The organism is Ruegeria sp. HKCCA5929 (genome assembly GCF_013034525.1).
Classification (GTDB): Bacteria; Pseudomonadota; Alphaproteobacteria; order Rhodobacterales; family Rhodobacteraceae; genus Ruegeria.
The window spans coordinates 370,572-396,205 of the sequence record NZ_WQGE01000003.1; the positions used below are offsets into that span (position 1 = coordinate 370,572).

A 25,634-nucleotide genomic window follows, 5' to 3' on the forward strand; every position below is an offset into this window, starting at 1 on the left:
TTCCCTTAAATCAGGTTTGGCTTGGAATCAATTGCCTACATGCGCGCGTTTTGCCACGGGTCGGATTTGGATGCTGCCTGACGCAATAGTTCATACCTTTCGCGCATTCGCCGTAAGCGGACCAGTTAAAGATCACAAAACGCGAGTTTGTTAACGACTTATATGTGTCCTGGCAGAGTTCGGCGCCCCTGAATTGCTTGCTACCGAAACCTCTGCCCTGTCTCGGGGTCGAACACCATGGCACGTTCAGGCAGGATTGAAATGCCAATCCGGTCACCCGTTTTACTGCGTTGATCGTCCCGCTCCTCGACGATCAGTTTGTCGCCATTTGGTGTCAGCAGATAGGAGTAGGAAACGCCCCCTAGTGCCTCGGTCAGATCCACGGTGCAGGTCTGCGCCGAGCGGTCGATCTGGATATGTTCCGGGCGCATCCCCAAAGTTACTTTGCTCTGTCCGGCAGGAACCGTTGCAGTGATCGGCAAAGGCTGAGCCAGGGCAGGATGGGTAACGTGCCCATCGGCATACTCACATTCCAGGAAGTTCATCGCGGGTGAGCCAATAAAGCCGGCAACAAAGCGGTTGTCGGGATCTCGGTAGAGGTCCATTGGGGCACCCACCTGCTCGATACGACCATCGCGCAGGACTACGATTTTGTCGGCCATAGTCATCGCTTCTACCTGGTCGTGTGTCACGTAAATCATGGTAGCGCCGATTTCCTGATGTAGACGCGCGATCTCGACCCGCATCTCGACCCGCAACTCGGCGTCCAGGTTCGACAAGGGTTCATCAAACAGAAAAACCTCTGGTCCGCGAACAATGGCCCGACCGATTGCAACCCTCTGCCGTTGACCCCCTGACAGAGCCTTGGGTTTACGCTTGAGGTATTGATCCAGCTTCAGAATGTTCGAAGCTTCCTGAACCTTCTTATCAATCTCGGGTTTTGCGACACCGTTCATACGCAGGCCGAACCCCATGTTTTCGGCGACCGTCATGTGCGGGTAAAGCGCATAGGTTTGAAACACCATCGCGACCCCACGTTTTGCAGGGTCCATATGCGTGACGTCCCGCGCACCGATGTGAATCTGACCTTCCGAGGTCTCTTCAAGCCCTGCAATCATGCGCAACAATGTGGACTTGCCGCATCCCGAGGGGCCAACAAAAACGCAGAACTCACCATCGTCGATCTGCAGGTCAATCCCGTGAATGACCTGCGTCTGACCATACCGCTTGATCGCCTGGTTCAGAGTTACTCCTGTCATGTCACTTGCATCCTGTCATTGCTATGGTTTGGACCTGTTTCGGGAAAGCGCCATGCCTGCGCTTCGGCCCCGATCTGTTCAGCCACGCGGCGTACACGCGGCACCCAGGCTTCGAGTTGTTTGAAATCCATCCGTTCCGTCGAGCCTGTCACGGAAATCGCGCCCAGCATTCGATTGTTCGACGTCAATACCGGGCAGGCGATACAAATGATGCCGGGTTCGTGTTCTTCGTCGTCTACCGCAAATCCCCGGGTTCTTATCCGATCAAGATCTTCACGCAGCGCTTGTTCGGAAGTCAGGGTTTTTTCGGTGAAACGGTGATAGCTTTGCTGAGAAATCACCCTGTTCAGCGCTTCCTCTTCTAAAAACGCCATCATCGCCTTGCCGACCCCAGTGCAGTAAGCTGGGCCGACTTTGCCAGCTTGCGAATACATTTCTATGGGCTGCGCCGCATTGCGTTTGTCGACATACAGAACCTGCCCCGAATCGAGCTGTGCCAGGTGCACGGTTTCCCCGGTTTCCCGGCTCAACCCATCAAGAAACGGGCGGGCAATCGGTGCCAGAGAACTTTGTGTCCATGCGGCATGGGCCAGCCGAACCAACCTCATTCCAGGCGCATAGGTTTGTCTGTCCGGGTCGTAAGACAACATTCCCTGATTCGTCAGGGATTGAAGGAATCGGTAGAGCGTTGCCTTGGGAAAGGCACTGCTGTCCAGCAGTTCAGAAAACCGCACAGGGCGTTGAAAAGCCGCGACGTGATCCAACACGTCACATGCTTTGCCTATGGTTCCATCACCTGACACGGCCTTGCGTTCTCCTCCGTTTTCCATCGCTTCCTCTCGATGGGTCTTGACAAGACTAACCGAGTCGATGTGTAGTTTTCAATATATAAAACTTGGTTTCAATATTTGGAACCTCACATGGGAGCAACAGGGAGGAGACCATGTATTCCACTTTCAAGCGCACAACGGCTGCGCTGGCGCTTGGCGTCGCACTGGCGGCGCCAGCAGCTGCGGAACTGACCGGAGAGCTGCGCATTTTCCTGGACACGTCTAACCCGGCGCCGCGTGCGACGATGGAAGCGATGATCGAGCGGTTTGCGGAACAGCATCCAGGTTTGGAAATCGAAACCACCGTGATCGACCGCGAAGCTTATAAAACGCAGATCCGCAATTTCCTCACGGCCGATACTCCGGACGTGGCCACGTGGTACGCGGCCAACCGTATGAAACCGTATGTTGAGGCTGGCCTGTTCGAAGACGTATCAGACCTGTGGGCCGAGCCCGAAATTGCCGAGAACCTGGCTTCGACCAAAGGCGCGATGACAATCGATGGCAAGCAGTGGGGTGTGCCGTACACCTACTACCAGTGGGGCGTTTACTATCGCAAAGACATCTTTGATGAGCTGGGTCTGAGCGAGCCGACGACCTGGGAAGAAGAACTGGCCAACTGCCAGAAGATCGTCGATTCAGGTCGCGCCTGCTATACCATCGGCACCAAGTTCCTGTGGACCGCCGGTGGCTGGTTCGACTACCTGAACATGCGCACCAACGGGTTTGACTTCCACAACCAACTCGCCAATGGCGAAATCAGCTGGGAAGATGATCGCGTCAAACAGACCTTCGCCAACTGGAAACAGCTGATCGACATGGGTGCGTTCATCGACAACCACCAGACCTATAGCTGGCAAGAGGCCCTGCCCTTCATGGTCAACGGCGAAGCCGCTGCTTACCTTATGGGCAATTTCGCCGTTGCGCCGTTGCGGGATGCGGGGCTGACGGATGATCAACTGGACTTCTACCAGTTCGTTTCGATCAATCCTGACGTCGAATTGGCCGAAGACGCGCCGACAGACACGTTCCACATCCCGGCCAATGCGTCCAACAAAGAAGCCGCGCGTGAGTTCCTGCGCTTTGTGGTTTCGGCAGACGAGCAGACCGAGATCAACAATGGTGCAAACCTTGGTCAGCTGCCTGTGAACGCGCAGTCTTCGGTGGATGACGACAAGTTCCTGCAGCAGGGCTTCCAAATGTTGTCATCAAACAGCCCGGGCGGTGTCGCTCAGTTCTGGGATCGCGATGCACCGGCTGAAATGGCCAAAGTGTCGATGGAAGGCTTCCAGGAATTCATGGTCAAGCCGGACAATGCTGATCGTATTCTGGCGAAACTGGAACGCGCTCGTCAGCGCATCTACGACAACTAAGCGGATCGGGCCGGGCTAATTGCCCGGCCTACCTAGCCCCTGAAATATAGGACGGGCTTCAGTCCGCCACCCCTTATCACCCGGAACACCGTCATGACCGTTGCCGCCGACATCCCAGAACAAGAAAGCTGGTTTCACCGCAACCAGCAGCGAATTGCGCCGTGGTTGTTTCTGGCACCGGGTCTGCTGTTCTTCATGGTCTATGTGATAATCCCGGTATTCCAATCCTTCAACCTGTCCCTTTACGAATGGGACGGTTTGGGCGCAGCCGAATATGTCGGGTTCCGGAATTACGAAGACCTGTATTGGGAATGGGTGGATCGGGATGCTTTTTTCATCTCGCTGAAAAACAACCTGATCTGGCTGGTCCTTTATCTTCTGGCGATTCCGGCGGGCCTGTTCATCGCATTATTCCTGAACCAGACGGTTTGGGGCATCCGCCTGTACAAATCCCTGTTCTTCTTCCCGTTCGTGATCTCTCAGGTGGTCGTCGGCCTTGTATTTACATGGTTTTATGACCCGACCTTCGGGCTCTTGAACGAATTCCTTGGTTTCTTCGGCCTTGGCCCGCTGAATGTGCTGGGCGACGAACGGTTCGTCACCTATGGCATCATCTTCGCCGGTCTTTGGCCGCAAACCGCATATTGCATGATCCTGTATCTGACGGGCTTGAACGCAGTGGATCCAGAACAGATCGAGGCCGGGCGATTGGACGGCGCAAAAGGGTGGAGAATGCTGTGGCATATCATCCTGCCACAATTGCGCCCCGCCACCTTCATCGCTTTCGTAGTTACAATCATCGGCGCGTTGCGCAGCTTCGACCTGATCTCGATCATGACCCAAGGCGGGCCCTTCGGATCATCTCGGGTGCTGGCCTACTACATGTTCGAGGTTGCCCTGTCTGAATACGGCTTCCGCATGGGATATGGCGCCGCGATCGCAGTGATCCTCTTCCTCATCATGCTCTGCTTCATCGCCTACTTCCTGTGGTCGATGTACCGCGAAGAAAAGGGGCACTGAAATGTTTCCCAAACCCATCGAAAAACAACCTCGCGCGGCGCAGATCACCTATCAGGCCATGCTGCCACTGGCCCTGTTGCTGTGGCTTGGTCCATTGCTGGCGGTTGCCCTGTTTTCGGTCAAGCCCGCCGCAGACTTCACAAACGCCAATTACTGGGGATTGCCATCAAGCTTTGAAGGTGCGTTCAACTATGGGCAGGTGTTCTTCAACTCGGACATGCCGCGCTATTTGTTGAACTCGTTTATGATCACCGTCCCGACGGTGATCGGAGCTGTCGCGCTAAGCTGCATGACTGGCTTTGCGCTTGGGATCTACAAGTTCAAATCGAACCTCTGGATCTTTTTCATGTTCGTTGCGGGCAACTTCGTACCCTTCCAGATTCTGATGGTGCCTGTCCGTGATCTCACGCTTGAACTCGGTCTCTACAACACCAAAACTGGCCTTGTCCTGTTCCACATCGCGTTCCAGACAGGGTTCTGCACCCTGTTCATGCGGAACTTCATTCGCGCCCTGCCCTTCGAGTTGATCGAAGCTGCGCGGGTCGAGGGTATCAGCGAAATCCGTATCTTCTGGTATGTCGTTTTGCCCTTGATGAAGCCTGCAATCGCTGCGCTCAGCGTGCTGATCTTTACCTTTATCTGGAACGACTATTTCTGGGCCGTTGTTCTAACCCAAGGCGCAGAAAGCCAGCCTGTTACGGCGGGGATCACCAGTTTTAACGCCCAGTTCAGAGCTGCTTACCAATTGATGAGTGCAGGCTCGATCGTCGCAGCCCTGCCGCCTGTTGCCATGTTCTTCCTGATGCAGAAACACTTCATCGCGGGCCTGACCCTCGGTGCAGTAAAATAACGTCAAACCAAGAGTTTGTAAGATGACAAAGATCACCTTTATCGGTGCAGGTTCCACGATTTTCATGCAGAATATCGTTGGTGACACCCTGCTGACCCCTGCACTGGCAAACAGCCACTTTGCGCTGATGGATATTGATCCCGAGCGGCTTGCCGAAAGCGAAGCTGTGGCGCGCGCCATGATCCGCTCGGTCGGCACGGGTGCGACAGTTACCACGCATACAGACCGACGCGCCGCATTGGACGGCGCGGATTTTGTCATCACTGCCTTTCAGATCGGTGGGTATGAGCCCTGCACGGTCACCGATTTTGAGATACCCAAACAATATGGTCTCCGCCAGACCATCGCCGACACACTGGGCGTCGGCGGCATCATGCGCGGGTTGCGCACGGTTCCGGTGTTGTGGGACGTCGCACGCGACATGATGCAGCTGTGCCCCAACGCGACGCTGCTACAATACGTGAACCCTATGGCAATCAACACCTGGGCGCTGGCCGAACAATTCCCGGCGCTGAAACAGGTTGGCCTGTGCCATTCGGTTCAGAATACGGTCGAAGAACTGGCCCATGATCTTGACCTGCCCAAAGACGAATTCCGCTACAAGGTTGCCGGTGTAAATCACGTCGCCTTTTTCCTGAAACTCGAACATCAGGGGCGCGACCTCTACCCCGCGTTGCGGCAAGGCTATGCAAGTGGCCAAATTCCCAAGGCCCCGCTGCTGATGCCACGCTGCCCCAACAAAGTACGTTACGAGGTCATGGATCACCTTGGCTATTTTTGCACTGAAAGCTCGGAACATCTGGCGGAGTACGTCCCGTGGTTCATCAAGGACGGACGTCAGGACCTGATCGAGCAATTCTCGATCCCGCTGGACGAGTACCCGACCCGCTGCGTTGAACAGGTGGCCAACTGGAAAGAACAAGCCAAGACATTGACCGACGGTCGTGACATTGAAGTCATCCGCAGCCACGAATTTGCCGCTGACCTGATGAACGCCATCGTCACGGATACGCCCTATACAGCCTATGGCAACTTGCCCAACACAGGCCAAATTCCCCAACTTCCACTGGGTGCAGCGGTTGAATCGCCCTGCCTAGTCGACAGCAACGGTGTGCAGCCTTCGGTCATCACCGATATCCCGCCGCAACTGATTGCCTTAATGCGCACTCAGATCAACGTGCAGGAACTGACCGTTCGGGCTCTGATCGATCAGAACCCCGAATACATCTATCACGCCGCCATGATAGATCCGCATACCGCGGCCGAACTCGACCTGCGCCAAATCCGCAACCTGGTGAGTGACCTATTAACAGCCCATGCCGACTGGCTGCCCGATTGGTGCCGCCCCGCGCGGGCCGCCTGATCTTCATCTTTTTGAAAATACTCAATTCCAACCGCAGCCAAGAAAAGTACCGCAAAAATGACAAAACGCCGCTCACAGCATTGGTACGGAAAGCTCGACAAGGACGGGTTCATTCATCGCTCCTGGATGAAAAACCAGGGCTTTCCCGATCACGCTTTCGACGGGCGACCTATCATTGGAATCTGCAACACGTGGTCGGAATTGACCCCCTGCAATTCGGGCCTGCGCGATCTGGCCGAAGGCGTCAAACGTGGCGTGTGGGAGGCAGGTGGCTTTCCGGTCGAATTCCCCGTTATGTCACTGGGCGAGACACAGATGAAGCCGACCGCCATGCTGTTCCGCAATCTGCTGGCGATGGACGTCGAAGAAAGTATTCGCGCTTACGGCATCGACGGCGTTGTCCTTCTGGGTGGGTGTGACAAGACAACACCGGGGCAGTTGATGGGCGCGGCCTCGGTCGATCTGCCGTCAATCGTGGTCAGCTCTGGCCCGATGCTGAACGGCAAGTACCGCGGGCAGGATATCGGCTCGGGCACAGATGTTTGGAAATTCTCGGAAGCGGTCCGTGCTGGAGAAATGACCCTGCAGGACTTCATGAACGCCGAATCCGGCATGTCTCGCAGCGCAGGCGTTTGCATGACAATGGGAACAGCCTCCACTATGGCATCGCTGGTTGAGGCGATGGGTATGTCCCTGCCTACCAATGCTGCCCTGCCTGCCGTGGATGCCCGCCGTATGGCGCTGGCGCATCTGACCGGCAAAAGGATCGTCGAGATGGTGGACGAAGACCTGAAACCCTCGGACATTCTGACCAAGGAAGCTTTTGAAAACGCCATTCTGGCCAATGCCGCCGTGGGTGGGTCTACCAACGCCGTCGTTCATCTGTTGGCTCTGGCAGGCCGTGTGGGCGTTGATCTGACGCTCAAGGATTTTGAGATCGGATCGGAAATTCCCCTGTTGGTGAACTGTATGCCTTCGGGCAAATACCTGATGGAGGACTTCTGCTACGCAGGCGGGGTTCCCGTCGTGCTGAACGAGCTTAAACCTTTCCTTCGCCCGGCAAAAACCGTGTTGAACAAGGACATTTCAGCCCATTATGAAGGGGCCGAGTGCTTCAACACGGACGTCATCCGCCCTTTCAACGATCCGGTGAAACCTGCCGCCGGTCTGCGCGTCTTGCGAGGCAACTTGGCGCCCAACGGGGCCATCGTGAAGCCTTCGGCGGCGACTGATGAACTTCTGGAAACGGAAGCCGAGGCTTATGTTTTTGAAAATATTGAGGACCTGAAAGCCAATATCGACCGGGATGACTTGCCGGTCACACCCGAAACCATTCTGGTCTTGAAAGGCTGCGGTCCCAAAGGGTATCCCGGCATGCCCGAAGTAGGCAACATGCCGATCCCGGCCAAGCTGGTGAAAGAAGGTGTGCGTGACATGATCCGCATCTCAGACGCGCGCATGTCCGGTACCGCTTATGGAACCGTCATTCTGCATGTCAGCCCCGAAGCGCAAGCCGGTGGTACACTGGCACTGGTGAAAACCGGTGACCGCATTCGTATCTCGGCCAGCAAGGGTGAGATGGATTTACTGGTTGATGAAGCGGAACTGGACGCGCGCCGCACCGCGTGGCAACCGGACGAACCTCACTATACCCGCGGTTATGCGAAACTTTATATCGACCACGTTCTGCAAGCCGATCAGGGGGCCGACCTTGATTTCCTTGTGGGCAAAGACACACGCCTTGTGACCAGAGAGAGCCACTGATGCCACAACCAGCAACATTTCACGACCTGAACGGGGCGTCCGTTTACATCACAGGCGGTGGCTCCGGCGTGGGCGCTGCGCTGACCGACGGTTTCATGGCTCAAGGCGCCAATGTGGCCTTCATCGGTCGCTCGGATGCCAATGCGTTTGTCGAAGAGATGCGCGACAAACATGGCCGCGCCCCCCTTTTCATGCAGGGTGACATGACTGACACCCAACTGCTGCACGCTACTATGCAAAAGGCAGCTGAGGCGCATGGTCCCTTGAATGTGTTGGTCAATAACGCGGCCAACGATCAGCGGCACGCCTTGGACGAAACAACGCCAGAGTTCTGGGACTGGATGATCGAGGTCAACCTGAAAGCCTACTACTTCGCCTGTCAGGAAGCGGCCCGGCAGATGAAAGAAGGCGGAGCGATTATCAATTTCAGCTCGATCAGCTACATGATGGGCAACGCAGGTTATCCAATCTACACGACATCAAATGCCGGAATTACCGGTATGACACGCTCGTTGGCGCGCGAACTTGGGCCGCAGAACATCCGGGTCAACGCTCTGGCCCCTGGCTGGGTTCTGACACAGAAACAGCTGGACATGTGGGCCACGCCCGAAGATTTGGCTGCACATCTGGATCGGCAGTGCCTGAAAGAGCATCTGACACCTGACGATATGATTGCACCCACCTTGTTTCTGGCGTCTAAGGCCAGCCGCGCGATGACCGGGCAGTGCATGGTCGTTGACGGTGGCGTTGTTGTAACGGGGTGATGGGATGAAAGCAGATTGGATCGCTGTTGATTGGGGCACCTCTCATCTGCGGGCTTGGGCCATGCAGGGGACTGAGGTTCTGGATCAGGCGCAGTCCGGTGCTGGTATGGCTCATGTTGGCAAAGGTGGATTTCAAGCGGCTTTGCTGGATCTCATTGAAACGTGGCTTACAGATACCCGCATCGATGTGATTGCCTGCGGTATGGTCGGAGCACGGCAAGGCTGGGTGGAAGCACCTTATGGCGCTGTTCCAACCCAACCTCTGCCCGGTGCGCCGGTGCAAGTTCCAGACACCGATCCGCGCATCCGCGCTTTTGTCGTGCCGGGGTTGAAACAGGTAACACCACCGGACGTTATGCGGGGCGAAGAAACGCAGATCGCGGGATTTGTTGCCACTCGTCAGAATTGGGATGGGGTGATCTGCTTGCCCGGAACGCATACAAAATGGGTTCAGGTCAGCGCGGGCGAAGTTGTCAGCTTTCGGACGTTTATGACGGGAGAGATGTTCGACCTTTTGTCCGGTCAATCGGTGCTCCGGCATTCGGTTTGCGAAGGTTGGGATGAGAACGCGTTTGTAGACGCCGTTGCAGATACACTGTCCAAGCCCGAACAACTGGCAGCACGCCTATTCGGTCTACGCGCTGCAGACTTGTTGCAAGGACAGGACAAAGGCACCGCACGCGCGCAGCTTTCGGGGTTGCTGATCGGTGCCGAGCTGGCCGCCACCCGACCCTATTGGTTGGGACAACAGCTGGCCGTGATTGGTGCCGACGGTGTGTCGCAGATCTATGCAACTGCTCTTAAATTGCAGGGCGCGTTTGTCGAAACTGAAAACGTCACTGCGGCAACGCTGGCAGGGCTTGCTCTGGCAAAAGACAAGGTGAATTCATGAGCCGTCCCATCATCGCCATTCTTCGTGGGCTTAATCCGACCGAGGCCGAAGCCGTTGGGCACGCGATACTTGACGCAGGGATTGACCGGATCGAAGTACCGCTCAATTCACCCGACCCGTTAGACAGCATCGCCATTCTGGCCGGGTCATTCGGGGATCAGGCACTGATCGGAGCGGGCACTGTGTTGTCCGTCGATCAAGTTGAAGCTGTTTCAACTGTTGGGGGCAAACTGATCGTGTCCCCAAACTATGATGCGGACGTGATCGGACGTTCGGTTGCCTTGGGGCTGCAAAGCTGGCCGGGTATCTACACCCCGACCGAAGCGTTTGCGGCCTTAAAGGCCGGGGCGACAGGGCTAAAGCTGTTTCCCGGAGTGATGGCAGGACCCGCCGGACTGGCCGCTTTGCGCCCGGTTTTGCCTGACGGTGCGCTGGTCTTTGCCGTGGGTGGTGCGGGACCTGAGAATTTCGATCAGTGGATCAAGGCCGGTGCGGATGGGTTCGGGATCGGATCGGCGCTGTATAAACCTGGGATGGACGTGACCGAAATCGCTGATCGCGCCCACCAGATCGTTGCCGCCTATGACAAGGCGGCGGGATGAGCACTGTTTTCGATGATCGCCCCTGTGAACTGGGCGAAGGCCCTTTGTGGCACCCCGAGCGGCAACAGTTGTATTGGTTTGACATCATCGGCAAACGCCTGATGACCCGTGACGGGCAAGAACCGCATAGCTGGGCATTTGATGAACATGTCTCGGCCGCCGGGTGGGTAGACCGCGATACGCTGCTTCTGGCGTCGGAAACGGGGCTTTGGCGTTTTGACCTCAATACCGCGGACCGCAGCCTGATCACGCCATTGGAGGCAGACAACCCCGTGACCCGCTCAAATGATGGCCGTGCTGATCCTTGGGGTGGCTTCTGGATCGGAACGATGGGGAAGGAAGCCGAACCCGGGGCAGGATCGATCTATCGGTTCTGGAAAGGCGCGTTGAGGTGTTTGGTTGCGGATGTGACAATCTCAAACGCGATCTGTTTTGCTCCGGATCGGTCGGTTGCATATTTTTGCGATACCGTGACGGGGCAGGTTCGGCGTTGGAAGCTGGACGCGGAAACCGGTTGGCCTGAACGGGATCATACGGTCTTTCTGGACCTTCGGGCCGAAGGGTTGAACCCTGACGGTGCTGTGGTTGATGCCGCTGGCAACATCTGGATTGCCCAATGGGGTGCCAGCCGGGTTGCCTGTTATACATCTGAGGGACAATTCCTGCGTGCCGTTTCTTACGACGCGGCGCATACATCCTGCCCGGCCTTTGGCGGCAGTGATCTGAGTACGCTGTTCTGCACAACAGCGCGTCAGGGGTTAAGTGCCGACGAAATCGAAGCGCAACCAAACAACGGAATGACCTTTGCCGCGCTGAATGTCGGGCGGGGTCAGGCAGAACACAGGGTCATTTTATGAAGCCGGAACTTGGCGTTTGCTATTATCCCGAACACTGGCCCGAGGCGATGTGGGCGGAGGACGCTGCACGCATGATTGCCACCGGCCTGACCTGGGTTCGGATCGGTGAGTTTGCATGGAGCCGTATGGAGCCTCAGCCGGGTCACTTGCAACTCGAATGGCTGGATCGCGCGATCGAAACGCTTGGTTCCGCCGGATTGAAGGTGGTGCTGGGCACGCCAACGGCAACGCCGCCCCGCTGGATGGTGGATAAACACCCGGATATGCTTGCCGTGGATGAACAGGGGCATCCCCGTAAGTTTGGGTCGCGACGGCATTATTGCTTTAGCCATCAAGGCTATGTCGATGAATGCTCACGCATTGCCCGTATCATGGGCGAGCGATATGGCCACAACCCACACGTGGCCGCATGGCAGATCGACAACGAATATGGGTGCCATGACACGACGGTCAGCTACAGTGCCCCTGCTCTGCACGCGTTCCGACAATGGCTTGCGAAACAATACGGGTCGATCGAAGCGCTCAACACTGCATGGGGCAATGTGTTTTGGTCGATGGAATACGCCAGCTTCGATGAGATCGACCTGCCCAATCAAACCGTGACCGAACCGAACCCGGCCCACGTTTTGGCGTTCCGGCGGTTCAGCTCGGATCAGGTTGTGGCGTTCAACAAGGCTCAGGTTGACGTCTTGCGGCAGCTGACCGACGTCCCGCTGCTGCACAATTACATGGGCCGCGTTCTGGATTTCGATCACTTCGAGGTCGGTGCAGATCTGGATATTGCAACCTGGGACAGCTACCCAATTGGGTTTTTGTCGGATCGGCTGGAAGATGACGACAGGCACAAGATCGCTTTTCTGCAGCAAGGCGATCCGGATATGCAGGCGTTTCATCATGACCTTTACAGGGCCGTCGGACGCGGACGTTGGTGGGTGATGGAACAGCAACCCGGTCCCGTAAACTGGGCGCCTTATAACCCGGCGCCCCTTCCCGGAATGGTACGGCTGTGGTCTCTTGAGGCCGTTGCTCATGGCGCTGAAGTGGTGAGCTATTTTCGTTGGCGACAAGCCCCCTTCGCCCAAGAGCAGATGCACGCAGGCTTGCTGACGCCGAATAACCGCCCCGCGCCTGCTTTGACCGAAGCCCGCCAAACTGCAGATGCACTGTCAGAATTGGGTGAAGTGCGGCAAGAGCAAGCCAAGGTGGCTATCGTGTTCGACTATGCATCGGACTGGGCATGGGCCACTCAGCCGCAGGGGGCCGGGTTTGATTACTTTCGATTGGTCTTTGCGGCCTATCGCGCGCTGCGGCGCGCGGGGATGTCGGTGGATTTCGTATCTACTCATGACCTCTCAGGAAAATACGATCTGATCCTTGCGCCGGGGCTGGCGACGCTTGATCAGGATTTGGAACGCCATCTGCAATCGGCATGTAAACTCGCCATCCTCGGCCCTCGAAGTGGTGCCATAACGCGCGATTTCCAAATTCCCGAGAATGGCCGCCCCGGATTGAGTGCATTGGACTGTGACGTCGATCTGGTCGAAACGCTTCCTCCGACAGTTGAGCGACCTGTTAATGGCGGTGGCGCAGCCCTGCATTGGGTTGATCGACTGTCAGGTTCCGCCACGGACTTGCTGAATTTCGAAGATGGGGCAGCCGCGCTCAAAGGGGAAAACGGGGTTTGGTATCTGGCGGGGTTTCCTGACGAACAGCTTTGGGATCGGGTCATTGCGATGGCGGCAAGGCACACAGGGTTGAGCGTGCAGGCCATGCCTCAAGGCCTGAGGATGCGCGAGACAGCTGATCTTGTGTTTCTGATCAACTACAACGCAAACCCGGTGATCTGGAATGGGCAAACTGTTCAAGGCTGCGATGTCGCCATCCTGAAACGCAATCCGCTCGGACAGGGTTGATCCTGATCCGGGCGGATGCCTTAGCTATCAACCGGCAAAGTTAGTCGTCGTTTTGCAGGCTGTTGGGGTCGAAGACGTTGCCGAACCCGCTGTTGTTCGATGGGGCCGGGTCGGCCTCGGACGAACCATCGTCGCTTTCGCTTTCGTCTCCGCCCAGAGAGTTGGGGGCAAACACGTTTCCAAAGCCACTGTTGTTCGACGGCTTCGGCGTGGATTGTGCCCCGCCCTGTTCGGCTTCTTCGGCTTCGCGCTGCTTGCGGCGCTCTTCGCGTTGCTCGCGCAGTTGCTGAATGCGCTGTTCGGCCTCCAGCTGTTTCTGCTCGCGTACGTCAGCAATGCACTGACCAGGGTCGTAGGCCGTTGCGGTGCCGACAACCGTGATCGTTGCAATCGCAAAAACAACCACCAGAACCGCAGCTGCGTTTCCAGCAAAGAAGCTGGGCAATTTGATCTTGCCTGCCAGTTCCTCAACCGTTGCGTTCTTGCGCGCCGCTGCCACCAGTTCCTGACGCTTGAGTTTCGCTTCATTCAGCAAAGCAAAGAACACCGTTAATGCCACAATAATGAACGCCAGCGCTGAAATCGCGGGTGTGATACCATAGCGAACTTTTTGGGCCAGCTCGATTGTCAACGTCGGGTATTCACCAAACGTAAAGGTGGTGGTGTTGTAGTTCTCGAACGAAGCGAGGAATGCCAGCACCGCCGCCGAGGCAATCGCCGGGCGCATGAACGGCAGCAATATCTTGCGGAACGCCTGTGCGTGGCTGGCCCCAAGGTCCAATGCTGCTTCGGTCAGGGCAATATCGTAGCGCTGCAATCGCGCCACCAGCACCAGCATGCAATAGCTTGCGATAAAGGTGGACTGGCCGATCACCGTCAGGAAGATACCGTTCGACAGAAAGCTATCTGCACCCAACCCCAGCATCCGGTTGATCCGGTCCCAGAACACCAGAGTCGAGATACCCAGAACCACACCGGGGATCAGGATTGGCGCAATGATGATCGTATAGTAGGTCGCGCGCAGCTTGGGCCAGATCTGCGTCAGCATCAACGCGCCCGCCAGTCCCATTGCTACCGACAGGATCACTGTCCCCAGACCGACAATCACCGAGTTCTTGATGCCGTTCAGGATACGTTGGTCCTGAAACAACTCACCAAACCACTGGAAGGTCAGGCATTCCCATGGGCTCATCCTTGGGAAACCGGATGAGTTGAACGCGGTGATCGACATGATCACAAGCGGTCCCAGCAGATACAGGAAGAAGATCGCCAGATATGCCCAGACGCTTATACGGAGGAAGGAATTGTTCATTTCCCGATATCCCCCATGTTCACCTTGAACAGGCGCATGACCGCCAGCACGAACAGGATACACGTCACCAACAGAACGATGGCGTAGGCGGCACCCTGAGGCCAGTCATTGTTGTCGTTGAACTGCTGATAGATCAGCTGCGTGAACCAAAGCGACGACGGTCCGCCCAGAATCTGAGGTGCGGCCAGCGCACCGGCACTGAGCATGAAAACCATGGTACAGCCTGAACTGATCCCCGGCTTCGCATAAGGAATGACCACACGCCAGTGAATCCGCCACCACGGCGCACCTAGGTCACGGGCGGCCTCGATCTGGTTTTTATCGAGACTTTCTATGACGTTATACATCGGGAAGACCATCAGAAGGATATAGGCGTAACCCAGACCGGCATAGAGCGCGATGTCGTTTCGGATAAAATCAAACGGCGTATCCCAGATTCCCAAGCCCATGAACAACGTGTTCAGCACCCCGGTTTCACCAAAGATGATCCGCAGGGCAAAAGCCCGCAGGATTTCGTTGATCCAGTAGGGGATGATCAGCATGATCGCAAAGATGCGGATATGGCTGCCTTCGGATTGCCCAAGGTAATAGGCGATTGGATAGCAGATAATCAGGTTGAAGATCGTCACACAAACTGCTGCGATAAGGGTGCGGAAAAACACCCTCAGATCGACTGTGTTGTAGTCCTGACTGCCACCTTCTGGGCCGTAAATCAGATACTTGTAGTTCTCAAGCGTATAGACGTCCTTGGGGCCGCCGATCTCGGGCGGCGGAAGGTTCGGACGGAACGAAAAGTCCAACATCGACAGCTGCGGCAGGATAATCAGGCCGATGGTCCAAAACAGGACCAGACCCAAGATCGCCAACCCCATGCCCGTGCCATTGCGGTTGAAGAATTCTTTTAGAAACTGGGGCATCTGCTACACCCCTACTCTGCGGCCAGTTCACCCGCTGGCACCAGAACCGCATTGCGGGTCTCGTATTCCAGCGTGATAGTCTGGCCGGTGTGGTCTTCAAAGGACTGTCCGAGGTTTGGCAGAGACACTTTGATCTCTTTGCCACCATCGCCTTCGGTGAAGATATTGAAGACGTTTCCTTCGAACTCCTCGTGCTTAACCCGGGCGGTCACGAAATGGTCCCCTGTGCTGCCATCCGGAGCGATGGTAAAGGCTTCGGGGCGCACGAACATCATCGCGTCGTCGCCCTCTTTCATCTTACCCTGATTGGCTGTTGAAATGCGCGCCACCAGTTCGCCCGATCGGTTGGTCGCAATCAGCGCCTCATTTCCCATGACTTGTTTAATTTTACCGCGGAATACGTTGTTTTCGCCAACAAAAGAGGCGGCAAACGCGGTGTTCGGGTCGTTGTAGATAGTTTTGCCATCCGCAATCTGATCAATCACGCCTGCACGCATGACCGCGATGTTGTCCGACATGGTGAGCGCCTCACCCTGATCGTGGGTGATGTAGATAAAGGTGATACCCACGCGCTGCTGAATCTCACGCAGCTCGGTCCGCATGTGCTGACGCAGTTTCAGGTCCAGTGCCGACAGCGGCTCATCTAGCAGCAAAACATCAGGCTCAGCGCAGAGCGCACGAGCAATGGCCACACGTTGGCGTTGTCCGCCGGACAGTTCGCTGGGCAGTTTGTCGCCTTGTCCCGGCAGCGCGATCATGTCCAGAAGCTCATCGGCTCGCTTACGACGTTCGGCTGCACTGGCGCCTTTAATTTCCATCGAAAAAGTAATGTTTTCCCACACTTTCATCAGCGGAAACAACGCCAGGTTCTGAAAGATCAACGCCGTGGGTCGCTTGTTAGGGCCGATGCCACGCATGTCATTGCCGCCGATCAGCACTTTGCCTTCACTAGGCTCCAGAAAACCTGAAACGGCGCGCAGGATCGTCGTTTTGCCACAGCCCGATGGCCCGAGAAACGAGAAGAAATCGCCCCCGTTGATGTTCACATTCGCGTCCCGCACAGCGACGAAATCACCAAAGCGGATCCACAGGTTTTCAAGATCGACGCCGACCCCTGCACTCATTTTAGGTATCTCCCTGAGGTGCGCATTGTCTTCACACCACATTGCTTTCCGTCACGCCGGGACGGCGCGCAGATTGTGGCCCCCCGCGGTTTGCGGAGGGCCGTTTTCTAAGCGGTTAAGCGCTCTTGAATTTGTTGACGAACTCGGTCCGTGTTTCTGCATACCAAGGTGCTTCGGCCGGCCACGGGTTAAGGTTGGCCAACGAGTCACCCGGATAGGCTTCGGCAAAGTTCTTCTTGTAAGTGTCGCCCGAATATTGATCGGCACCCAGAACCGGCGAGTTGTATCCATGGCTGTCGATAGCAACACCAGCAGGTTTCGCCTGATAGGCAAAGTCAATGAACGCGTAGATCTGATCGATATTCGCAGCACCTGTTGGAATCGACATACCGTCAACCCAGGCCATCGCACCTTCGACAGGCGCCTGGTAGTGCACGGGCTCACCGGCGGACTTCAGCGCCAGTGGCGGGCCATCCCAAGTTTGGCCAACGATCACACCTTCGTTCAGCAGACCGTTCTTCTGCGTATCGGCGTCATTCCAGATCAATTTGATGCGATCCTTGCGCGCGATGCACCAGTCGGTGATCTGACCCCAGACCTTGCGCATTGTGTCTTCGTCGCCATACGCAGCCCAGACCGAGCCCGGCTCCATTTCGCCAGAACGCTCCATGAACAGACCCGCGCCCAGCATCATCGAATGCGCGCGACCCATGGTCTTGCCCGCGTTTTCTTCCGACCAGACATCGCCATAAGACGGCGCATCACCTTCCGGCAGCCACAAATCGGTGCGATATGCGATACCTTCTGTGCCCCAGATATGCGGCAGCCAATGCGCGCCTGATCCGCCGAAGTTCCAAGCGTCAGTACCGATCTTGGCCATTGCCGGGTTCACCAGATCAATCGGAACCTTGTTCATGTCAAAGGGTTGCAGCAGCTCCAAAGGTTCCCACTGCAAAGAGCGGTTGTTGGTGGGCGAGACAATGTCAAAGCCCTGGCCCTTGGTGGCCTTCATCTTGTTGATGATTTCTTCGTTCGAACCGATGCCGGTGTAGTTGACTTTGATGCCGGTCAGGGTCTGAAACTCTTCGATAAAGCTGGGTGGAAGATAGTCCGACCACATCAGAATGTTAATCTCACCCGAAGACGCCAGCGCGCTCTTGCTGTACAGCGGTGCCGCCAAAGCAGCTGCGCCCGCGCTTTTTAACACCGAGCGTCTGGAAAGAGTCGATTTATCAGCCATTAGAATTCTCCCATTGATGGACTGTTTTGTTTTTATTTTTTGTTTATAGGACTTTCCGTGTCAGTACGGCAGTCCAAAAGTGACAGTTTTCAGAAATCTTAAGTCCAGTTCCTTACAAGAACACGTTCAGATTGTTCTTTTTGGTGTCACATCTTCTTGCCAAACAGCCAAATCCCTGGCGCCAACTGGATCAGCGCCCAACAAAAATGTGCGGTGCTCTCCGACGGGCAAGTGTTTCGGAACGTCCCCAAAATTGAACGCAAAATGCAAGTTTCCACGCCGGGTCAAACGAATGTCAGGATCGCATTCCAAAGTGCTTATGCCAGCCCATTCCATTGCCTGTCGCAAAATGGACAAAAGCAATCTGTCGCGAGGGATCATGGCCAAATAGATCGCCCGGTCTGATCGAACGACCGCAGGGCTTCCGTCGCAATAGGCGCTGTCAAAGCGGGCAAGAACGTGTTCCTTGGTCTCGACAATCTCGCGCCATCCACAGAAAGCAAACCGTTGACCGTCGGCCAGTTGCACAGTCTCTTGCGCCAAATGTGGAAGAGACTCGACACGGGTCACACGAACTCCGGTCAGCGCGGCCAAAGCACCGGGTGCGAGGTTTTCTGGGGTATGCATCCGAGGCGTTTTGCTGCCGGACCGCGCCCCGATCACCAGTTTCGCACCCGAATCAGAAATTCTGGCGGCAAGGTTTGCACTAACAATCATGCTCTGAGGAAGAAGGATCAGCGCGTAGCCATCCAAATCATCTTCCGGCCCGAGGAAGTCGACGTCTGCGCCAAGCTGGCGCAAGCCCGTATACCATTCTCGGAAAATATGCGCGTTCGGAAAGTCCTCATCATGTGGCAGGATGTCCGCCGCCCAGATCGAACTATAGTCCAGCAGTATCGCCACCTTGGCCTTGCACCGTTCAACGGGGGGCAGCGCGTTGCGATCTTTCACGATCTGGGCCAGTTCTGTTGCGGCTTGATCCGGGCTGTTATCTGAACGCAGCAAGGCGGTATGGTATTGTTCCTGTGCAAATTTTGCTTGCCGCCAGCGAAAGAACATAACCGCTTGCGCCCCATGAGCATAAGCTGCCCAAGTCCAAAGCCGCACCATACCCTCAGCCGGAGCGGGATTCTTAGCCGCCCAGTCCACCGGCCCCGGCTGTTGCTCCAGAATCCACATCCGGCCACGTCCCTGACTGCGATACAGATCGCAATGAAAGCCCTGGTAATCTGGAGCACCTGTTCGCAGATAACGACGCTTTTCGTCATCGGACAAGGTTGAGCCCATCAGGTTCCCCAAAGGATAGCTGTCGAATCCAACAACATCCAAATCGGCGGCGATGGCATGGTGGTCAAACTCGAAACTGCCGGCCATAAAGTTGTGCGTGATCTCGCGGCCCGGAGCATATTTCCGCAGAACGTCGACTTGCGCTTTGTTGAACAAACGTACCCTGTCTGAAGAATACCGCATGAAGTCCAGCGCCTGCGTCGGGTTCGGGGCTGCGACCAAGCCGATTGGCAGCTCGATTTGTTCAAACGTAGAGTAAAGCGATCCCCAAAACACTGTTCCCCATGTCTGATTCAACGCGTCTATAGTTCCGTATTGCTGTTCCAGCCAGCGCCGAAATCCGATGCGTGCCGCTTCTGAATAGCTAAGCACCGTATCGTGGTCGTTATATTCATTGTCGATCTGCCAGGCGTGGACATGAGGGTTTGTTCCATACCTGCGGGCATATTCGGTTGCGATCCTTTGGGCTTCGGACAAATAGATTTCGCTGGAAAAGCAGTAATGCCTGCGCGCGCCATATCCTCTGACCCGACCGTCCGGCCCAACTGGCAGAATTTCGGGGTGCTCATCGATCAGCCACTTTGGCGGGGCGGCCGTGGGGGTCGACATCATAACTTTTAGACCGGCATCCCCCAAAATTTCGATCACCTCGTCCAGCCAATCCCAACGGAATTGCCCACGCGCGGGTTCGATCAGACCCCAGGTGAATTCGGCGATCCGCACCCAATCCAACCCCATCTCGACCATGCGTCTGGCATCGTCGCGCCATTGGGACGGGTCCCATTGCTCGGGGTAATAGCAAACCCCCAGTTCAAGCTTGCTCATCTATCGTCCTTTGCGGTGCGCCGCTCGATCCACTTCAAGAAGCTGGCGCATCCCAATGTAATCACGACATAAAGGATGGCCGCTGTGTTAAATGGGGCGAACGGCAGGAAACTGGCGGCTTGAAACTCTCGCATTCTCTGGGTCATGTCCCGGACTGAAAGGATCGACAGCAGAGAGGTGTCCTTGATCATCGCAATGAATTCGTTACCCAAAGGCGGTGTCACAATCCGCAATGCCTGTGGCAGGACGATCAGCCGTGCAGTTTGCCACCGAGACAGCCCCAGAGAACTGCCCGCTTCCAACTGTCCTTTAGGGATCGCCTCGATTCCAGATCGGAAGATCTCGGCCATATAAGCGGAATAACCCACCGAGATGGCGATGATCCCGCGTGTCATATTCGTCATGTCTATACCGCCCCCTGTGGCGTCCTTGACCGCACCGGCCAGCGGCAGACCAATATAGAGAATGATCACCAGCATCGGGATGCCCCGGATGGTATCCACAAAGAACTCGGCCCCGACTGCAAGCGGGTGCAATTTATGCTGCGCTCCGCCTATGGTCAGCGTTAAAAGCAGAAAGCCAAAAACTGCGAAAGCCAGCGCCGGATTGCGAAACTTGTCCGGCAAAAAGCTGGTTTGCCAGAGCACAGGATAACCCTGAGTATGCGCCTCAACCGGGACAAATGCCCCTGACACGCTGTCAACGGTTTCTATTTGCTCAAGCGCCGCCTCTGCGTCTGTGGCGCTGCGAATGCGATAGTTTTGTTCTCCGCCACCTTCGAATTCACCGAAACGGATAATGTCTGCCTGCGCCTGCGGGGTGCCGCGCACAATGGCAATGCGGGCGTCCGTGCTGCCAACAAGGACATAATTCACCTGTGGCTGCATGAAGAAGAAGGTCGAGACGCCCAAAAGACCCAAGCTTATCGCACCATAGACCATCATTGTGCGCGCTTTGGGTTTGAATGATTGTAGCCCGACCCAGATAAGCCCAAGGATAGCGGCGAAGATATAAGCAAAGATCGCCGCGCGGAACGTGATCGCAACCCCGGTGGCGAATTGCCAATGGGCCATGAACATCAGGTAGAACAAAGAAGCTCCGGTCAGAACCTCAAACCCAATTTGCACATAACTGCGCAATGGATTGGTCAGACGGCCCGACACAAAGCACAGCGCGACGACAACCGCGTAGATCGCCAGTAAAATCTGTAAACCTGTCTGGACCTGATTTACCACTTCGGGGAACAGCACCCAGGTCTGGCTGGATCGGTCAATCAAAGTTGAAGTGTTTTCGTTAAGTGCATGAAAAAACACTGACTCGGCGAAAGGTAAAAGAATCTGAGGCGCAACAAAGGAAAGGATCGACAGCCCGACCGCAGCCGGAAATGCCGCCATTGCCGCGACACGCAACCAGGCTGGCGCCTGCAATTGGAAACGAGAGTGGCGGGCGCAGAGATAGCCCAGGATCGCCGTTGTCAGGATCAGCAAAAACCCGACAAAGATAGGCCCCGCATTGTTGCCGATCCCCAGGATGGCGACCAGAGATCGCAAATACTTGGATGAGGTGGCAAACAGGTAAATGATGAACGGCGCGGCAGCGAGCAACACAAGATTGCTCGGGCGGATCGAGCTCAGGCGCGACATGGGGTTCTCCGCTAAGTCAAAACCCCGGCGAATAAACTCCGCCGGGGCTGTAGGTGTTCAGAGGATCAGTTGGTGCCCCAGTATTGGGCCATCAGCTTGTCCAGCGTGCCGTCTTCCTTGATGGCGGCGAGGCCAGTGTTGATTGCGTCGACGGTTGGGTCGCCTTCCTGAAAAACAATACCCAGCGGGTCGGATTGCAGACCGGTTATCCCGACCGTCAGTTCGCCAGCAAATTCCTGCTCGTATGCGGATGCAGATGTGCCATCGATAATCACACCCTGAACGTCTGCGTTTTGCAGCGCCAGAATGGCGGCCGAGAAGTTGTCATACAGGCTGACATTCTCACGGCCCACCAGTTCTTCGGCCAGTTGCGCGTTGGTCGTTCCGGTTTGTGCGGCAAGCTTCTGGCCACCCGCCTTGAAATCGTCCAACGTCATGTCCGCGTTGTCGACCTGAAGCAGGATCGCCTGACTGACCACGATGTATGGCTCGGAGAAATCCATTGTTTCTTCTCGTTCCGGCGTGATTGAGACGCCCGAGATCACCAGATCGAACTCGCCTTGCTGAAGGGCTGCAAAGATGCCATCCCACGCCGTGTTGACGAAGTTTGGAACGCAGTTCACGCGCTCGCAAATGGCGTTCATGACGTCAACGTCAAAACCCACAATCTCACCGGTTGTTTCATCCACGGTTTCCATCGGCGGATAGGTCGCGTCCGTCCCGATCTTGAGCACGCGACCTTCTAGATCAGCGGCAAAAGCTGCGGGCGCTGCCATCGCGGCAAGCGTCGCCGCGGCAATCAGGTGTTTGAACATGTTTGGTCTCTCCTCTGTTGGTTTAGGTTACTTGCGCATCTTGTGACGCAGGCGTGTCAGGTTGCCGCTCGATCAATTTGGCCCTGATCTTTTTTTGAATCTCTGGCGGGTCAGCGCCGTCCAAGGCTTTCAGCATGAACTCTCCCAATAGGCGACTTGTTTCACCTATGGGCAGGTAATAGGTGCTGGGCGGGGGCACAAAGTACTGGCTGAGTTTCAGGTCATCATTTGAAATGATCACAACGTCCTGCCCGACCCTCACTCTTGTTTTGGCTGCGGCTGACAAGGCACCAAGGGTCATCGCCTCGTTAGCGCAAATTATTGCGCTTGGTGGGTTCGGCAATTTCATTAGTGCGGAAAAGGCAACTTGGCCTGTCTCTGCTGTCGTTGGCCCGGTTTCTATCAGTGTCGGGTCGAAACCCACACCTGCCTCTGACAAAGCATCTGCATAACCCTTGAGGCGTTGTTGCGCATAGATCAGATCATCAGGAGGGTTGATCAATGCGATCCGACGATGACCCAGGCGGATCAGTCGCGCGGTCGCATCGAAGGCAGCCGCCTGACTGTCGAGGTCTACATAGGCATGCGGCCGGGTACTGTCGCTCATACCATATGTGACAAAAGGGAATCCTTTGGCCTGCAAGTATGCGATGCGTGGGTCGTTCACACGGGTGCCCGAGAAGATCACGCCATCGGCCAAACCCTCTTGCACGATTGAGCGCAAGGTCTCCAGTTCAGTGTCGCTTTCGCTGATGCTGAAAACGCTGAGTTGATAGCGCGACCCCTGAACCGCGCCTGAAATTCCGGCCAAAATACGCGTGAATTCTACGCCTTCCCATTCCTCGGCGGACTCTTCCGACACGCTCACCAATACCGCGATCCGATAGGATTTGTTGGTGCGCAGCTTGAGCCCATCCAGGTTGACGCGATAGCCTAAGGCGGCGGCGGCCTTTTGAACCTCCTCCCGCGTTTCTTGTTTCACTGACGGGGCATCCCGCAACGCGTTCGAGACTGTGCCAACAGAATAGCCTGTCTTCTTGGCAATCGATTTGATCGTCGCCCGCGCCATCAGGTGGCCCCGATCAGCTGTTCGGTCAGGAACATCCGCCCTGTGTTCAACGTGCGTCTGTGATTAGAACTTTCGTCATGTTCTACAAACAGATCGGTGCAGTTGCTGTGCGCGAGGGCATTTAATGTGGCACCCCAGTCCACAACGCCCTCACCCAGATCGCGCCAACATTCGTCACCTGTCCCAGCATCCGGATCGATGTCTTTTGCATGGACCGACAGGATTCGGTCCGCGTGGAGAGTGAGTGTTGCCGCAGGGTCTAGACCTGAAGCTTGCAGCCAGCCGACATCCGGCTGCCAATAAACGTTCCCCTGGGCCAGTATTTGATCCAGAGGCGTTTCACCGGGGTTTCCCACCAAATCAAAATCATGATTGTGATAGGCAAGGCGGATGCCGTGTTCACCAAGCTGATCGGCCCATTCAGATAACTGGCCCGACACTGCCATCCATCCCCGGGCAGTGTCGGGCCGCACCTGGGGCGCCAGCCAAGGCATGACGGCCACCTGGCATTCCAAAAGACCCATAACTTCGACGACCTCATCGAAACGGGTGTCGAACTCTTCCCAGTCAAAATGCGCCGACCGAACGTTTAAACCCGATTGATGAACAATGCGTGCCATCTGCCGCGGGCTGAGATCATGCAGGCCAGTGGTTTCGACATCAGTAAAACCGCAAGCTGCTACCAGACGCAGCTGATCTGACAGATCGCCACATTGCCGAACGGTATAAAGCTGGGCTGAAACTCTCATTCACCACCATTGAAACGTTTCAATTATGGTGGAATACGAACTATCGCGTTGTCAAGCGTCGCGTTGAACGCCAGTTGCTATCACTTTCGCATCGATACGCCGTTGTGGAACAGGTGTACTTTTTCAGGGGCTGCGGTAACAGAAACCGTTTGCCCGCGCATATTCCTTTGAACACCAGGCAGCTTGGCAATTGGCGCTTCTGCGTCCGCGGTTTTTTCAAAGTACAACAGTGTGACTTCACCCAAAGCCTCGGTGAAATCAACGGTTCCAGTCAGGATCGCGGTGCTTTCTGTGATGACAAAATCTTCAGGGCGCACCCCGATCTTGACCTGCTTACCCTGATCACTGTCCTCGGTCGGAATCGCGGAAACGGCGGTGCCGCCCGAGGCAAGCTCGACAGTCGTTGTCGCCCCTGTTCCGGTGATCGTTCCGGGCAAAAGGTTCATTGAAGGCGAGCCAATGAATTGGGCCACAAACTCGTTGTCGGGCGTTTCATAAAGCTCAAGCGGCGTGCCAACTTGCGCAATACCCTTGTTGGCCAAAACCACAATCCGGCTGGCCAATGTCATCGCTTCGACCTGATCGTGGGTGACGTAGATCATGGTGCTGTCGGGCATGGCCTCTTTCAGCCGCGCGATTTCGATCCGTGTGGCGACCCGGAGGGCTGCGTCAAGGTTCGACAGAGGCTCATCAAACAGATACACCTTTGGGTCGCGCACGATCGCGCGCCCGATCGCAACGCGTTGTCGCTGACCGCCGGACAGAGCTTTGGGCAACCGGTCCAGAAAGGGGTCCAGTTGCAGAATCTTGGCGGCACGCTCTACCGCAGCATCAATCTCGGCCGTAGGCATCTTGGCGATTTTCAGGGCAAACGCCATGTTCTCGCGCACGGTCATGTGGGGATACAGGGCGTAGCTTTGAAAAACCATCGCGATGCCCCGTTGTGCGGGCGGCACATCGTTCATGACCTGCCCTTCGATTTCCAGCGTGCCGCCTGTAATCTTTTCTAAACCGGCGATCATCCGAAGCAGAGTGGATTTCCCACAACCGGAAGGACCAACAAAAACGATCAGTTCGCCCTGCTCAATGTCGAGATTGATGTTCTTCAGAACGTCAACAGGGCCATAAGACTTGGCGACATCCGTTAGGTTGAGTTCAGACATGTC

The 25,634-nt window shown here is 56.0% G+C and carries 22 protein-coding genes; 10 read left to right on the forward strand and 12 right to left on the reverse strand.

The genetic code is table 11. The annotated features are described in order from the left end of the window. Positions 1–200: 200 nt before the first annotated feature. Together GOV90_RS10505 and GOV90_RS10510 are read right to left on the reverse strand one after the other, a co-directional pair. Positions 201–1,259, reverse strand: a complete 1,059-nt coding sequence (locus GOV90_RS10505) for an ABC transporter ATP-binding protein (protein ID WP_171094755.1) — start codon at positions 1,257–1,259, stop codon at positions 201–203. After that, positions 1,256–2,062 carry an IclR family transcriptional regulator gene (locus GOV90_RS10510; RefSeq protein WP_171094967.1) on the reverse strand — a complete coding sequence of 269 codons (807 nt, stop codon included), beginning with the start codon at positions 2,060–2,062 and terminating at the stop codon, positions 1,256–1,258. The genes GOV90_RS10505 and GOV90_RS10510 overlap by 4 nt, the downstream gene beginning before the upstream one ends. Positions 2,063–2,202: 140 nt before the next feature. On the opposite strand from GOV90_RS10510, the gene GOV90_RS10515 reads away from it, so the two are divergent. The 10 genes from GOV90_RS10515 (at position 2,203) to GOV90_RS10560 (ending at position 13,487) form a co-directional block, all read left to right on the forward strand. Further along, positions 2,203–3,462: an ABC transporter substrate-binding protein gene (locus GOV90_RS10515; protein ID WP_171094757.1), complete on the forward strand. Its 1,260-nt coding sequence runs from the start codon at positions 2,203–2,205 to the stop codon at positions 3,460–3,462. 93 nt (positions 3,463–3,555) lie between these two features. After that, on the forward strand, positions 3,556–4,482 hold the full coding sequence (locus tag GOV90_RS10520; RefSeq protein ID WP_171094759.1) for a carbohydrate ABC transporter permease: 927 nt from the start codon (positions 3,556–3,558) through the stop codon (positions 4,480–4,482). A 1-nt stretch (position 4,483) separates the two neighbouring features. Then, entirely contained in the window at positions 4,484–5,332 is an 849-nt protein-coding gene (locus tag GOV90_RS10525) for a carbohydrate ABC transporter permease (RefSeq protein ID WP_171094761.1), read from the forward strand. Between the two features lie 22 nt (positions 5,333–5,354). After that, positions 5,355–6,695, forward strand: a complete 1,341-nt coding sequence (locus tag GOV90_RS10530) for an alpha-glucosidase/alpha-galactosidase (RefSeq protein WP_171094763.1) — start codon at positions 5,355–5,357, stop codon at positions 6,693–6,695. Positions 6,696–6,752: 57 nt separating this feature from the next. Then, positions 6,753–8,459, forward strand: a complete 1,707-nt coding sequence (locus GOV90_RS10535) for an IlvD/Edd family dehydratase (RefSeq protein ID WP_171094766.1) — start codon at positions 6,753–6,755, stop codon at positions 8,457–8,459. Next, positions 8,459–9,223, forward strand: a complete 765-nt coding sequence (locus tag GOV90_RS10540; RefSeq protein WP_171094768.1) for an SDR family NAD(P)-dependent oxidoreductase — start codon at positions 8,459–8,461, stop codon at positions 9,221–9,223. Before GOV90_RS10535 ends, GOV90_RS10540 begins: the two co-directional genes overlap by 1 nt. Before the next feature lie 4 nt (positions 9,224–9,227). After that, on the forward strand, positions 9,228–10,115 hold the full coding sequence (locus GOV90_RS10545) for a 2-dehydro-3-deoxygalactonokinase (protein ID WP_171094770.1): 888 nt from the start codon (positions 9,228–9,230) through the stop codon (positions 10,113–10,115). After that, positions 10,112–10,717 (forward strand): 2-dehydro-3-deoxy-6-phosphogalactonate aldolase, encoded by a 606-nt coding sequence (locus tag GOV90_RS10550; protein ID WP_171094772.1) that lies wholly within the window; start codon positions 10,112–10,114, stop codon positions 10,715–10,717. Before GOV90_RS10545 ends, GOV90_RS10550 begins: the two co-directional genes overlap by 4 nt. Further along, positions 10,714–11,574: an SMP-30/gluconolactonase/LRE family protein gene (locus tag GOV90_RS10555; RefSeq protein ID WP_171094774.1), complete on the forward strand. Its 861-nt coding sequence runs from the start codon at positions 10,714–10,716 to the stop codon at positions 11,572–11,574. Before GOV90_RS10550 ends, GOV90_RS10555 begins: the two co-directional genes overlap by 4 nt. Continuing rightward, positions 11,571–13,487, forward strand: a complete 1,917-nt coding sequence (locus GOV90_RS10560) for a beta-galactosidase (RefSeq protein ID WP_171094777.1) — start codon at positions 11,571–11,573, stop codon at positions 13,485–13,487. The genes GOV90_RS10555 and GOV90_RS10560 overlap by 4 nt, the downstream gene beginning before the upstream one ends. A gap of 40 nt (positions 13,488–13,527) precedes the next feature. On the opposite strand, the gene GOV90_RS10565 is transcribed toward GOV90_RS10560, so the two are convergent. The 10 genes from GOV90_RS10565 to GOV90_RS10610 all read right to left on the reverse strand — a co-directional run bounded on the left by GOV90_RS10565 (position 13,528) and on the right by GOV90_RS10610 (position 25,631). Next, entirely contained in the window at positions 13,528–14,799 is a 1,272-nt protein-coding gene (locus tag GOV90_RS10565; protein WP_171094780.1) for an ABC transporter permease, read from the reverse strand. Further along, positions 14,796–15,716, reverse strand: a complete 921-nt coding sequence (locus GOV90_RS10570; RefSeq protein ID WP_171094782.1) for an ABC transporter permease — start codon at positions 15,714–15,716, stop codon at positions 14,796–14,798. The genes GOV90_RS10565 and GOV90_RS10570 overlap by 4 nt, the downstream gene beginning before the upstream one ends. 11 nt (positions 15,717–15,727) lie before the next feature. Next, on the reverse strand, positions 15,728–16,840 hold the full coding sequence (locus tag GOV90_RS10575) for an ABC transporter ATP-binding protein (RefSeq protein ID WP_171094784.1): 1,113 nt from the start codon (positions 16,838–16,840) through the stop codon (positions 15,728–15,730). Positions 16,841–16,955: 115 nt separating this feature from the next. Continuing rightward, positions 16,956–18,080: an extracellular solute-binding protein gene (locus GOV90_RS10580; RefSeq protein ID WP_171094786.1), complete on the reverse strand. Its 1,125-nt coding sequence runs from the start codon at positions 18,078–18,080 to the stop codon at positions 16,956–16,958. A gap of 126 nt (positions 18,081–18,206) precedes the next feature. Beyond that, on the reverse strand, positions 18,207–20,192 hold the full coding sequence (locus tag GOV90_RS10585; RefSeq protein WP_171094788.1) for a beta-galactosidase: 1,986 nt from the start codon (positions 20,190–20,192) through the stop codon (positions 18,207–18,209). Next, the gene (locus GOV90_RS10590) at positions 20,189–21,835 is read right to left on the reverse strand and encodes an amino acid ABC transporter permease (RefSeq protein ID WP_171094789.1); all 1,647 of its coding nucleotides are present in this window, start codon (positions 21,833–21,835) and stop codon (positions 20,189–20,191) included. Before GOV90_RS10590 ends, GOV90_RS10585 begins: the two co-directional genes overlap by 4 nt. A gap of 65 nt (positions 21,836–21,900) precedes the next feature. Beyond that, the gene (locus tag GOV90_RS10595) at positions 21,901–22,650 is read right to left on the reverse strand and encodes a basic amino acid ABC transporter substrate-binding protein (RefSeq protein WP_171094791.1); all 750 of its coding nucleotides are present in this window, start codon (positions 22,648–22,650) and stop codon (positions 21,901–21,903) included. Positions 22,651–22,672: 22 nt separating this feature from the next. After that, on the reverse strand, positions 22,673–23,719 hold the full coding sequence (locus tag GOV90_RS10600) for a LacI family transcriptional regulator (RefSeq protein ID WP_171094793.1): 1,047 nt from the start codon (positions 23,717–23,719) through the stop codon (positions 22,673–22,675). Then, positions 23,719–24,468 carry a sugar phosphate isomerase/epimerase gene (locus GOV90_RS10605; protein WP_171094795.1) on the reverse strand — a complete coding sequence of 250 codons (750 nt, stop codon included), beginning with the start codon at positions 24,466–24,468 and terminating at the stop codon, positions 23,719–23,721. The genes GOV90_RS10600 and GOV90_RS10605 overlap by 1 nt, the downstream gene beginning before the upstream one ends. A gap of 80 nt (positions 24,469–24,548) precedes the next feature. After that, positions 24,549–25,631 (reverse strand): ABC transporter ATP-binding protein, encoded by a 1,083-nt coding sequence (locus GOV90_RS10610; RefSeq protein WP_171094797.1) that lies wholly within the window; start codon positions 25,629–25,631, stop codon positions 24,549–24,551. Between the last annotated feature and the right edge of the window lie 3 nt (positions 25,632–25,634).